Consider the following 12,822-nt stretch of genomic DNA (forward strand, 5'->3'; position numbering starts at 1 on the left):
GCGATCCCCTGTAGGCAGCGTAAGAACCTCTAACGTTCGCAATTCGGATAACCCCTGCGATAGGCCGTCATCACCGCGAGAGCTCATCGCAAGAGCTCACCGCAGAACTGATCGCAATAGGTCGTCACAGGACCCACAACGGAAAGAGAGGGTACGGCGTGACCGAACCCGTGCTCGTCGTCGACTTCGGCACCTCCTCCTCGGCGGCTGCCGTCGTCCTGGACGGGCGTGAGCGGCCGCTGAAGGAGCCGTCCAGCGGCCTGCTGTCCTGGCCGTCGGCGGTGTCCGTCGGGCCGGACGGGCGGCTGCTGGTCGGCTCGGCGGCGGAGCGCCGCAAGCGGGCCGAACCGGACGCCTACCGGACCGAGTTCAAGCGCGACCTGGGCGAACGCGCGCCGGTCGTGCTGGGCGGGCGGCTCTTCCCGGCGGTCAGCCTGGTGGCGGCCGTGCTGGCCGAGTTCCGGACCCAGGCGCGGGCGGTGATCGGCCGGGACGTGGACCGGCTGGTGGTGACGGTGCCCGCCTCGTACGGGCCGGTGGACCCGCGCCGGGAGGCGATGCTGACGGCCGGCGCGGAGGCGGGTTTCCGCAGCGTCGAACTGCTGGCCGAGCCGGTCGCGGCCGCCCACGCCACCGTGGCGGGGGAACCGTTCGCACCCGGGCAGACGGTGCTGGTGTACGACTTCGGCGGCGGCACCTTCGACACGGCCCTGGTCCGGATCGGCCCGGACGGCGCCTCGCACACCGTCCTCGGGCACGCCGCGCTCGACGACTGCGGCGGCCGCGACATCGACGCGCTGCTCACCGGGGGCATCGCCGCCGACGCACGCGAGTGGCTGGACCCGCTGATGGCCGCCGGGGCGACCCGAGCCCGGCTCGAACTCGGCGACTTCGTCCGCCGGATCAAGCACCAGCTGAGCGAAGCCCCGGAGGTGGAGGACTACTTCACCCCCGTCACCCCGGCGAGCCGGGTCGCCCGCACCCGGCTCGACGCGCTGATCGCGCCGTTGCTCGACCGTACGGTGGCCTGCTGCCGGCAGCTGCTCGCCGACCACGGGGTGCGGGCCAAGGATGTCGACGCGGTGCTGCTGGTCGGCGGCACGACGCGGATCCCGGCGGTCGGGGCGCTGCTGGCCGACCGGCTGAAGCGGCCGCTGCGGCTGGTCGAGGACCCGGATCTGGCCGTCGTGCACGGAGCGGCCACCTGGGCCGCCCGCTCGGCCGACCGCCGCCTGCTGCCCACCGCCACCGAGCCGGACGCCGTCCCGCTCGCCTGGGACCTCGCCGCACCCGCCGAACTCACCGAGTGGCACGTCCACCCGGGCACGCGCTACCCGGCCGCCGCGGCCCTCGGGACCCTGCGCACCCCGGAGGGCGCGCTGCTGGAGCTGGCGGCCGCCGCCCCGGGCCGCGTCGTCCGCCAACTCCGCGCCCCCGGTGAGACGGTGAGTGCGGGGGAGTGGCTGCTCGCGGTGGAGCAAGAGGGCGGTGCGGGCGTCGCGGCGGGCCCGGCGCCGGTCGACATCGGCTCGCGCGGGGTGCGGTGGTACGACTGGCTGGCGGGCGCGGCGGGCCTGATCGCCATCGGCGGGGGGTTCAGCAACGCCGCCGCCAACAAGGAGTGCGTCGACTGGAGCAGTTACCACGGCTACTGCTACGAACACGTGGGATACGGGCAGGAACTCGGGAACGCCGCCGTCCTGCTGCTGGTCGTGCTCGCCGGCGCCGGGCTGGTCGCCCTGGCCTGGACCGGCACCCGCCGGTTCCCGCTGGCGCGGCTGCTGGCCCTTCCGGCGGTGGTGGCGGCGGTGGTGTTCGGCGTCCTGTTCTCGCTGTCGATGAGTTCGGACGGGTGGCACTTCCTGACCGCCGGGATCTGGCTGCTCGGCCTCGGGCTGCTCTGGTACTTCCGGCGCGTCACCGGACGGGCCCGTCGGAGCGGAAGGTGAAGGAGGACCGGATGTTCGACCCGGGCGGCGGGGACCCGCTGCACCTGCCGGACCAGCAGGACGCGGTCGACGGCTTCGCCGAGGTCGTCGAATTCGTCGAGGAGGCGGCCGAGTTCGTCACCGATCTGGTCGACGACCTGGTCGAGGCGCTCGACCTCCACGCCGAGGAGGACATCGAGGCCGACGCCTTCGGGCCCGCCGGTGATCCGGGTGAGGTCGGCGGGGCGCCGAACCCCGACCCGCTGCTCACCGACGCCGCCCCGGTCGATCCGACGGCGGTCGACCCGACCGACCTGATCCGCGCCATCCTCGACGCCGATCCTGAGCAACTCGCCTCGATGGAGGACGAGTTGCGCGGGATCATCGGCCCCGACCAGATCTGACCCCGCCACACATCCCCACCGCACCCGCGAGGATCCGGATGACCTCCGCCGAAGCCGCTCCCCGTTCCCCCGCCCCTCGTTCCCCCGCCCGCGCGCTCGACGCCCTGCGCGCCGACACCCTCGCGCTGTACGCCGTGCTCGGCCCGCTCGCGGCCGCCGGCGCGGCGCGGCACGCGGTGACCGCCGAGCGGCTGGCGGCGGCCGAACGGCGGCTGCGCGAGGGGACGTTGACGGTGGTGGTGTGCGGGGAGTTCAAGCGCGGCAAGTCCAGTCTGCTGAACGCGCTGCTGGAGGAGCCGGACCTGTTCCCCCGGGACACCTACTTCGCCACCAGCCTGGTCACCACCGCCGCGTACGGCCCGGTCGAGCGGGTGGTGGTCACGCTCGACCCGCCCGAGGACCAAGTCGGCGGCGAGCCGCAGCAGGTGGAGATCCCACGCGCCCGGATCGCCGAGTTCGCCACCGAGTCCGGCAACCCGGGGAACGTCAAGCGGGCGCGGCTGATCTCCGTCCGGCTGCCGAACCCCCGGCTCGCCTCCGGTCTGGTGCTGGTGGACACCCCGGGCGTCGGGGCGGTCTACCAGGCGCACACCGCCGTGACCGCCGGGTTCCTTCCGCAGGCGGACGCGCTGGTGTTCGTCGCCGACGCGACCCAGCCGCTGACCGAGAGCGAGCTGCGCTTCCTCTCCCGGGCGGCGGCCGCGTCCCGGGCGCTGGACGGCACGGACGGGCTGGTCTTCGCCCTGACCAAGATCGACACGGTCGGCGACTACACCGCCATCCAGGCCAACACCCTCGCCAAGCTGGCCGCCGCCACCGGGCTCGCCCCCGATGAGGTCCCGCTGGTGCCGGTCTCGGCCCGGGCGAAGCTGGACTTCCTGGCCGACGGCGACCCGGAGGACCTGGAGATCAGCAACTTCGAGGAGTTCGAGCGGGTGCTCTGGTCGGCGCTGGCCCGGCGGCGGGCCTCGCTGCTGGTGGGCGGGGCGCTGGCCGAACTGGAGGCCTCGGCCCGGGCGATGCTCGCCCCGGTCGACGCCGAGCTGCACTCCCTGCTCGACGAGACCCGCACCCGGCTCGCCGAACTCCGGTCGGACGCCGAGGAGCGGCAGCGCCGGATCGCCGAACTGGCCTCCTCCGAGGCCCGCTGGCGCCGCGAACTGGTCGACTCCGTGGCTGATTTGGGGCGAGCGCTGGGCACTCGGGCGCAGCGCGAACTGGACGAGGTGTGGCACCGGTTCCGCACCGAGTACCTCTACGACGAGGCGATGCTGGCCGATCCGGACCGGCTGGTCGGGCAGTTGGCGGCGGACGCGGCACTGGTCACCGGGACGGTCGGCGAGCTGGCCGGGTCGCGGGCGGCGGAGCTCCAGGCCGACTTCGCCCGCCGCAACGGCCTGGAGCTGGACGCCCGCCCGGCCGGCGGGCTGCCGGAGCCGCCGGTGCCGGCGCTGGCGGTGACCGGGCGGCTGGGGGAGGGGGAACGTGCGGCGCGCGGCGGTGGTCGGCTGCGCGCGGTGTCCTCCGGCTCCGGGATGGGGACGACGGCGGGCGGGCTGGCGGCGGGTGCGATCGGCGCGATCATCGGGACCCTGGTGCTGCCCGGGGCCGGGACGGCGGTGGGGGCCCAGATCGGTTCCTCGATCGGCTCGGTGGTGGGCGCGCTGTTCGGCGGGGTGGCCGGGTACCGGGGCGCGGTCCGGGACCAGCAGATCGCCGACCGGACGGCCCGCCGGAACAGTCTGCGGACCGAGCTGGAGGCGATGCGGGCCGGCCAGTACGCCCATCTGGCCAATGCCGTCCGGGACTTGACGCGGACGCTGGCGGAGGCGGTGCGGGCAGAGCTGGAGAGCCGGATCGCCCGCGAACAGGCCGCAGGCCGGGACACCCTGGCCCGGCTGGCGGCCGCGCAGAGCGCCACCTGGGAGCAGGCGACCCGGCGGGCCGCCGAACTCGGCCTGGAGCGGCGTCCGTTGACGGAGGTCAGAGCGGGGGTGGAGCAGCTGGGCGCGCGGCTGACGGCGTTGCTGGCGGAGGCCCGGTGAGCCCGGCCGGTTCGGCGGGCTCGGCGGGGCCGGCAGGCTCGGCCGGACGTGGCCGCTGGTGGCGGTTCGGACGCGGCGGCGGCGAGCCGACCCCACCGCACGCGCCGCCGCACGCGCCACCGCACCTGCCGCCGGACGGGCACGCACCCGCGCGCGCCGCCTCCGAACGCCCGGCGTCGCCCACCGACGCCGAACCGACCGACCCTGGCCCCGACCCCACCACCCTCGAAGCCCCCGACCACACCGTCCGCGAGGCCACCGAGCGCGCCGTCGCCGAGGCCGCCGAGCTGCTCGGCCCCCGCTACCGGGCCCCGGACGCCCTGCTCCCCGCCCTGGACGCGCTCGACGGCTACCGCGAACTGGCCGCCCGCCCGATGCGGGTCGCCCTGGTCGGCCGGGTCAGCGCGGGCAAGTCCACCCTGGTCAACGCCCTGCTCGGGGCGCACCGGGTGGAGACCGGCGCCGAGGAGCTGACCTTCAACGTCAGCCGGCTCACCCACGGCCCGGACCGCACCGTCACCGTCCACTACAAGGACGGCCGCCCGGTCAGCCGCCACCACCCGGACGAGCTGCGCGCGCTCACCGCCCGGGCGCGCGGCGACGAGGACCCCGCGGACCGGGACCGGCTGCGGGCGATCGACCACCTGGTGGTCACCGATCCCAGCCCCTACCTCCGCTCCTTCGACCTGGTGGACACCCCGGGCCTGGACTCGGTGCTCGGCGTCGACTCGGCCAACACCCTGCGGTTCCTGGGGCGTTCGGCGGACGACGTACGCGCCGACTCGCTCGGTCACGCGGGCAGCGCCGACGCCCTGGTGCTGGTCTTCGCCCGCGGCCTCGCGCAGGGCGAGGAGGAGCTGCTGGCCGACTTCACCGGCGCGGGCTTCGGCCCGGGCGGCGGCCCAGGTACGGGCCCGGGTGCCGACCCAGGCGGCGGTCCGGGCGGCACACCCCGCCCGGGCACCCCGGCCCCCGGCGGAACCCGGACCCCCGGCGGCGCGCTGACCACCGTCGGGGTCCTCACCAAGACCGAGCTGTACTGGCCCGAGCACCCCGACCCGCTCGCCGAGGGGCGCCGGGTCGCCGACCGGGTGATGACCGCCGCCGGCGGCACCCGGCTGATGTACGACCTGCGCCCGGTGTGCAGCCTGGTCGGTGCCGCCGCCGGACAGCTCACCGAGGCGGACCACGCCGACCTCGCCGCGCTCGCCACCGTCGAGCCCGTCCTGCTGGCCCGGCGCGCCGCCCGCGGCCCGTACTTCACCACCCGCCCCTACCCGGACCTGCCCGTCCCGGCCGACCGGCGCGAGCGGCTGTTCGGGCTGCTGGCCGGCTACGGCCTGACGCTCGCCTGCGGGCTGATCCGGGACGGCGTCGACAACCTGCCCGAGCTGCGCGCCGAACTCGACCGGCGCAGCGGCCTCGCGGACTTCCGCCGGCTGCTCGCCGACCACTTCGGGGCCCGCGCCGACCTGATCAAGCTGCGCCGCATCGTCGACCGCGCCCGCACCCTCCCCGACACGCTCCCACCCGGCGGGGCGACCGACCCCCGGCTCCGGGCCGCCGTCGACCGGGCGGTCGGCCGCTTCGTCGACCTGGAGGTGCAGCAGCACGCCTTCCGCGAGCTGACCGTGCTGCGCGACTGCTACGACGGGCGGCTCGCCGACCTGGCCGAGGCCGACCGGCTGGAACTGCGGCGGGTGATCGGCGAGTTCGGCACCGGCACGGCCGCCCGGCTCGGCCTGCCCGAGGGCACCGGCCGCGCCGAACTGCGCCGCGCGGCGCTGGACCGGCTGGCCCACTGGTCGACGCTGACCACCGACCCCACCTTCGCCGGCCCGGCCCGCCGCGCCTGCCAGGTGCTCCGCCGCAGCTACGAACGGCTCGCCGCCGGGCTCTGACGGCACGGGACCGCGCGTCCGTCACCCGCCCGCCCGACGTCAAGCGCCGCACCAGTCACCCGCCCGCCGGACCCCGTCCGCCACGCCCGCCACCCGCCGCCGCCCGGTAAGGGTGAGCTAGGGGTCCGGTAGGGGTTCGCCGCCACCGGGGCGTCGATACCTTCTCGGCATCCCTCCCAGCACACCCCCTCCCACCATCACGGAGTCACCAGCATGCCCATCACCGGGCCCCGGCCCCTCCCGCTGCTCGCCGCCCTCACCGCCGGGGTGCTGCTCCTGGCGGGCTGCAGCTCCGGCACCGGCACCGGCACCGGACCCGGTTCCGGCTCCGGAGCGGGCGCGACCGCGGGCCAGGACGGCACCGCCGAGCAGCCGGTCCAGGGCGGGGCGCTGACCTACGCCACCGACGTCGAGCCGATCTCCTTCGACATCCACGTCAGCCAGCAGGACATCACCGGCGCCATCCAGCGCAACGTCTTCGACTCGCTCGTCCACCAGGACGACAAGGGGGAGTTCCAGCCCTGGCTGGCCACCTCCTGGGAGGTCGCGCCGGACCTCAAGAGCTACACCTTCCACCTGCGCGAGGGCGTCAAGTTCACCGACGGCACGCCGTTCGACGCCGAGGCGGTCAAGGCGAACTTCGACCGGATCGTGGCCAAGGAGACCAAGTCCCAGTACGCGGCCAGCCTGCTCGGCCCGTACACCGGGACGGAGGTGATCGACCCGCGCACCGTCAAGGTGTCCTTCGCCGAGCCCTTCGCGCCGTTCCTTCAGGCCGCCAGCACCGCCTACCTGGGCTTCTACTCCCCGAAGGCGATCAAGGAGAACGGCACCAAGCTCGGCGCCGGCGGTCCGGCCGACGTCGGCACCGGCCCGTTCGTGTTCAGCTCCTACACCAAGGGGCAGAGCGCCGTCTTCACCCGCAACCCCGACTACAACTGGGCGCCGCCGTCCGCCAACCACCAGGGCCCGGCCTACCTGGAGAAGCTCACCATCCGCTTCCTCGCCGAGGACTCGGTCCGGGTGGGCGCGCTCAACAGCGGCCAGGTGCAGGTGGCCGAGCCGATCCCGCCGGCCGACGTCCGCACCGTCCAGGGCGACCCGAAGCTGCGCACCATCGCCACCGACGCGCCCGGTGCCAACTACGCGCTCGTCCTCAACACCAGCAAGGCCCCGCTGGACGATCCGCTGGTGCGCAAGGCGGTCCAGCGCGGCATCGACCTCGACACCGACGTCCAGTCCGTCTACTTCGGCGTCTACAAGCGCGCCTGGAGCCCGGTCGGGCCGAGCACCCCGTACTACGACAAGTCGCTGGAGAAGTCCTGGCCGTACGACCAGGCGGCCGCCAACAAGGCACTGGACGAGGCGGGTTGGACGGCGCGCGACGGCGACGGCTACCGCACGAAGGACGGCAAGCGGCTCACCCTGGAGTGGCCGCTGCCGCCCGCCGAGTACGTCCGCGAGCAGCGCGAGACCCTCGGTCAGGCCATCCAGGCGGACCTCAAGAAGATCGGCGTCGAGGTGACCCGGCCCCGGCTGGACATCGGCACCTTCATCGCCAACACCTACGGCGGCAAGGAGCACATCGCCGACTACAGCTGGGCCCGCTTCGACCCGGACGTGCTGCGGCTGTACTTCCACAGCGCCAGCAAGCCCTCCACCGGCGGCCAGAACGCCACCTTCTACCAGGACGCCCAGCTCGACGAGTGGACCACGACGGGCAAGGGGACGTTCGACAAGGCCGTCCGCCAGGACGTTTACACCAAGACCCAGCGGCGGGCCATCGAGCTCGGCCTGATCGTCCCGCTGTACGTGCGGACCGCCGTGGTCGGCAGCTCGGTCAAGGTGCGCGGCCTCAAGGCGGACCCGAACACCTGGCTCGCCTTCCACGGCGCCTGGCTCGCCAAGTGAGCACCGACAGCGCTCGACCGGCCGCCGCCGATCCGGTGGCCACCGCCGCCCGCGCGGCCACCGCCGCCCGCCTGGTGCGGGCGGCGGTGCGCCGCCTGCTCGGCGCGCTCGCCGTGCTGCTCGGCGCCGCCACCGTCGCCTTCGCCGCCCTCCAGCTGATCCCGGGCGATCCGGTCACCGTCATGCTCGGCCCGGGCACCGCCGCCACCCCCGAGGTGAAGGCCGCGATCCAGCAGCAGTACGGGCTCGACCAGCCGGTGCCCGTCCAGTACCTGACCTACCTCGGCCACCTGCTGACCGGCGACCTCGGCGAGTCCTACCAGCTCCAGCGCCCGGTCGTCGACCTGATCGCCGACCAGCTCGGACCGACCGTCGAACTCGGCCTCACCGCGCTCGGGTTGGCCGTCCTGCTGGCGCTCGGCGCGGCCGTCGCCACGGCCGGCCGGCGGCCCGCCCTGCGCGCGCTCAGCTCGTTCGCCGAACTGCTCGCCGTCTCCAGTCCCTCCTACTGGATCGGCATCCTGCTGCTCACCGCCTTCTCCTTCCAGCTGCGGATCTTCCCGGTCGCCGGGGACGACGGATTCGCCGCGCTCGTGCTGCCCGCCGTCACGCTCGCCCTGCCGGTGGCCGGGATGCTCGCCCAGGTGCTCCGCGAGGGCCTGGAGGCGGCGCTCGGCCGGCCGTTCGCGCTCACCGCCCGGGCCCGGGGCCTCGGTTCGGCGGCGGTGGTGTGGCGGCACGCGCTGCGGCACGCCGCGGTCCCGGTGGTCACCCTGACCGGCTGGCTCACCGGGTCGCTGCTCGGCGGGGCGGTGCTGGTCGAGTCGGTGTTCGGCCGGCCCGGCATCGGCGCGCTCACCCTCCAGGCGACCACCAACAAGGACCTGCCGCTGGTGGTCGGGCTGGTGCTGCTCTCCGCGCTGGTCTTCGTGGTGATCTCGACCCTCCTCGACCTGCTCTACCTCGTCATCGACCCACGACTGAGGACGGGCTGAACTCCCATGTCCCACACCACCCTTGAGAAGCCGACCACTACCACCGAGGCCACCGAGCCCGCCGACCCCGCCCGGCTCCTCCGCCGCCGCCCCGGTGCACCGCTCGCCCGCCGCCTCGCGCTCGGGGCCGCCCTCGCCGCCCTCGCGCTGCTCCTGCTCGCCGTCCTCGCCCCCGGCCTGCTCACCTCCGCCTCACCCGTGGACACCCACCCGGTGGAGGCGCTCACCCCGCCCGGCGCCGCGCACTGGTTCGGCACCGACCAGCTCGGCCGCGACCTGCTCGCCCGCGTCCTGTACGGCGCCCGGCCCTCCCTCCTGCTCGGCCTCGGCGCCACCGCCTTCGCCATCACCGGCGGCACCGCGCTCGGCCTCGCCGCCGCCCTCGGCGGCCGCTGGGCCGACCAGGTGCTGATGCGGCTCGCCGACGTCCTGCTCGCCCTCCCGCCGATCCTGCTCGCCCTGCTCGCCGTCACCGTCCTCGGCACCGGATCGCTCAACGTCATGCTCGCCATCGCGATCGCCTTCGTCCCCGGGTACGCGCGGATCGTCCGCGCCGAGACCCTGGTGGTCCGCCGCTCCGGCTACGTCGAGGCGGCCGTCGGGCTCGGTCTGCCGCGCCCGCTGCTGATCGTCCGGCACGTGCTGCCGAACGCCGTCGGGCCGATGCTCGTCCTCGCCACCGTCGGCTTCGGCACCGCGCTGATCGCCGCGGCCGGGCTCAGCTTCCTCGGCCTCGGCCCGCAGCCGCCCAGCCCCGAGTGGGGCGCGATGCTCTCCCAGGGGCGGCGCTTCCTCGCCACCGCCTGGTGGATCGGCGTGTTCCCGGGCGCCGCGATCACCGCGACCGCGCTGGTCGTCAACGTCCTCGGCCGCCGCGCCCAGGCCCGCTTCACCCGGAGGACCGACGCATGACGCCCGCCGCCCCGCCGCTCCCGGAGCCCCCGTCGCTCCCGTCGCCGACCCCTGCCGCGTCCACGCCGCTGCTCGCCGTCGACGGCCTCGACGTGCGCTTCGGCCCCGTGCACGCCGTCCGCGACGTCTCACTCACCCTCGACCGGGGCGAGTGCCTGGCCGTGGTCGGCGAGTCCGGCTCCGGCAAGAGCGTCACCGCCCGCACCCTGGTCGGCCTCACCGCGGCGGGCGGCCGCGCGCCCGCTGCCGTCACCGCCCGCCGGCTCGCCTTCGACGGGCTCGACCTCACCGCGCTCACCGAGACCGAGTGGCGGGGCGTGCGCGGCCGCCGGATCGGGCTCGTCCTCCAGGACGCCCTGGTCTCGCTCGACCCGCTGCGCACCGTCGGCGCCGAGGTCGCCGAACCGCTGGGCGTCCACCGCCTGGCCGGTCGGGACGAGGCCCCCGCCCGGGTCCGCTCGCTGCTCGAACGCGTCGGCGTCCCCGAGCCCGAACGACGCGCCGCCCAGTACCCCCACCAGCTCTCCGGCGGCCTGCGCCAGCGCGCCCTGATCGCCTCCGCGCTCGCCGCCGAGCCGGACCTGCTGATCGCCGACGAACCGACCACCGCACTCGACGTCACCGTCCAGGCCCAGGTCCTCGACCTGCTCGACGAGCTCCGCCGCCAGGGCACCGCCCTGCTGCTGATCAGCCACGACCTGTCCGTGGTGGCCCGGCTCGCCGACCGGGTCGCGGTGATGTTCGGCGGCCGGATCGTCGAGACCGGCCCCACCGCACGCCTGCTCGCCGCCCCCCGCCACCCGTACACCCGCGCCCTGCTCGCCGCCGTCCCCGGCGCCCGCACCCGCGGCACCCGGCTCGCCCCCGAACCGCTCGGCCTGCCCGCCCCGGAACCCGGCGGCTGCCCGTACGCGGCCCGCTGCGCCGCCGCCGACCCGACCTGCCGCACCGTCCTCCCCCCGGTCGACGCGCACGGCGCGCGCTGCTGGCACCCCGCCACGGCCGCCCTCACCGTCCGCGAACCGGCGCCCGCCCCGGCGCCATCCGACTCGCGGTCCGACCCCCTCCTCCCGGACCCCCTCCTCCCCGACCCTCTCCTCGCCGTCGACCGGATCGGGAAGTCCTACGCCGGCCGCCCCGTCGTCCGCGAGGTCTCCTTCCGGATCCACCCGGGGGAGACCCTCGGGCTGGTCGGCGAGTCCGGCTCCGGCAAGACCACCGCCGCCCGGATCGTCCTCGGCCTGGAAGGCCCCGACACCGGCACCGTCCGACTGGCCGGCCGCCCGTGGAGTGAACTTACCGAACGCCGCCGCCGCGCCGACCGGCTCCGGATCCAGGCCGTCCAGCAGGACCCGCTCGGCTCCTTCGACCCCCGCTTCACCGTCGAACGCGTCGTCGCCGAGGCCGTCGCCCGCGCCGGCGTGCCGCGCGGCACCGAACGGCGGCGCCGGGTGGCCGAGTTGCTCGACCAGGTCGGCCTGCCCACCGCCCTGCTCACCCGCCGGCCGACCGAACTCTCCGGCGGCCAGCGCCAACGCGTCGCCATTGCAAGGGCGTTGGCGCCCGTCCCGGAACTGCTGGTCTGCGACGAACCGGTCTCCGCCCTCGACCTCTCCGTCCAGGCCCAGATCCTGGACCTGCTCACCGACCTGCGCCGCGACCTCGGCCTCGCCCTGCTCTTCATCTCGCACGACCTCGGCGTGGTCCGCCACCTCGCCGACCGGGTCGCCGTGATGAAGGACGGCCGGCTCGTCGAGACCGCCCCAGCCGACCGGCTCTTCGACCGCCCCGCCGACCCCTACACCCGCCAACTCCTCGCCGCCACCGAGCCCTTGGCGGTGCGTGCGTGAACCTGCTCGCCATCGCCGACCTGCACGTCGGCTACCCCGAGAACCGCGCCGTCGCCGCCGCCCTGCGCCCCGCCACCGACGAGGACTGGCTGATCGTCGCGGGCGACGTCGCCGAACGCTTCGAGGACGTCGCCCGCACCCTCGAACTCCTCAACTCCCGCTTCGCCAAAGTCATCTGGGCGCCCGGCAACCACGAACTCTGGACCCTGCCCGACGACCCGGTCCAACTGCGCGGCGCCGCCCGCTACCGGGCGCTGGTCGAACTCTGCCGCGGCCTCGGCGTGGTGACCCCCGAGGACCCGTACCCGGTCTGGACCGGCCCCGGCGGCCCGGTCGCCGTCGCGCCGCTCTTCCTGCTCTACGACTACACCTTCCGTCCGCGCGGCACCACCACCAAGGAGGCCGCGCTCGCCGCCGCGGACGCCGCCGGGGTGGTCTGCACCGACGAACTCCTGCTCCACCCCGACCCGTTCCCCGACCGCGAGAGCTGGTGCCGGGCCCGACTCGCGCTGACCGAGGGCCGACTCGCCGCCCTCGACCCGGCCCTCCCCACCGTCCTGGTCAACCACTTCCCGCTCCGCCGCGACCCCACCTACGTACTGCGCCACCCCGAGTTCGCCCTCTGGTGCGGCACCGAGCGCACCGCCGACTGGCACCGCCGCTTCCACGCCGCCGCCGTCGTCTACGGACACCTCCACATTCCCCGCACCACCCGCACCGACGGCGTCCCCTTCCACGAGGTCTCACTCGGCTACCCCCGCGAGTGGTCCCCACGCGGCACCCCGTCCCCCCTCCGCCGCATCCTCCCGACCACACCGGCCCCCGCCGCGGCACACCGCCCGTTCCTGCGGCCCGCCTTCCACGGCTGACCAGCGG

9 protein-coding genes are annotated in these 12,822 nt (G+C 75.3%); all 9 read left to right on the top strand.

Annotated elements, in window-relative coordinates; genetic code table 11:
• Positions 1-158 precede the first annotated feature (158 nt).
• The 9 genes from AB0N76_RS20650 to AB0N76_RS20690 all read left to right on the top strand — a co-directional run bounded on the left by AB0N76_RS20650 (position 159) and on the right by AB0N76_RS20690 (position 12,815).
• Positions 159-1,949 (top strand): Hsp70 family protein, encoded by a 1,791-nt coding sequence (locus AB0N76_RS20650; protein WP_363558938.1) that lies wholly within the window; start codon positions 159-161, stop codon positions 1,947-1,949.
• 11 nt (positions 1,950-1,960) lie between these two features.
• Positions 1,961-2,332, top strand: coding sequence for a hypothetical protein (locus AB0N76_RS20655; RefSeq protein ID WP_363558939.1), 372 nt, complete (start codon positions 1,961-1,963; stop codon positions 2,330-2,332).
• A 38-nt stretch (positions 2,333-2,370) separates the two neighbouring features.
• The gene (locus tag AB0N76_RS20660; RefSeq protein ID WP_363558940.1) at positions 2,371-4,377 is read left to right on the top strand and encodes a dynamin family protein; all 2,007 of its coding nucleotides are present in this window, start codon (positions 2,371-2,373) and stop codon (positions 4,375-4,377) included.
• Entirely contained in the window at positions 4,374-6,278 is a 1,905-nt protein-coding gene (locus AB0N76_RS20665) for a dynamin family protein (RefSeq protein ID WP_363558941.1), read from the top strand. Before AB0N76_RS20660 ends, AB0N76_RS20665 begins: the two co-directional genes overlap by 4 nt.
• A gap of 213 nt (positions 6,279-6,491) precedes the next feature.
• The gene (locus tag AB0N76_RS20670) at positions 6,492-8,189 is read left to right on the top strand and encodes an ABC transporter substrate-binding protein (protein WP_363558942.1); all 1,698 of its coding nucleotides are present in this window, start codon (positions 6,492-6,494) and stop codon (positions 8,187-8,189) included.
• A complete protein-coding gene (locus AB0N76_RS20675; RefSeq protein ID WP_363558943.1) occupies positions 8,186-9,184 on the top strand; it encodes an ABC transporter permease in 999 nt (332 codons plus the stop codon). Before AB0N76_RS20670 ends, AB0N76_RS20675 begins: the two co-directional genes overlap by 4 nt.
• A 6-nt stretch (positions 9,185-9,190) precedes the next feature.
• The gene (locus AB0N76_RS20680; protein ID WP_363558944.1) at positions 9,191-10,096 is read left to right on the top strand and encodes an ABC transporter permease; all 906 of its coding nucleotides are present in this window, start codon (positions 9,191-9,193) and stop codon (positions 10,094-10,096) included.
• A complete protein-coding gene (locus tag AB0N76_RS20685) occupies positions 10,093-11,946 on the top strand; it encodes an ABC transporter ATP-binding protein (RefSeq protein ID WP_363558945.1) in 1,854 nt (617 codons plus the stop codon). The genes AB0N76_RS20680 and AB0N76_RS20685 overlap by 4 nt, the downstream gene beginning before the upstream one ends.
• Positions 11,943-12,815 carry a metallophosphoesterase gene (locus AB0N76_RS20690; protein WP_363558946.1) on the top strand — a complete coding sequence of 291 codons (873 nt, stop codon included), beginning with the start codon at positions 11,943-11,945 and terminating at the stop codon, positions 12,813-12,815. Before AB0N76_RS20685 ends, AB0N76_RS20690 begins: the two co-directional genes overlap by 4 nt.
• The last annotated feature ends 7 nt before the right edge of the window (positions 12,816-12,822 follow it).

The organism is Kitasatospora sp. NPDC093806 (assembly GCF_040683335.1).
In the GTDB taxonomy this organism is placed as follows: Bacteria; Actinomycetota; Actinomycetes; order Streptomycetales; family Streptomycetaceae; genus Kitasatospora.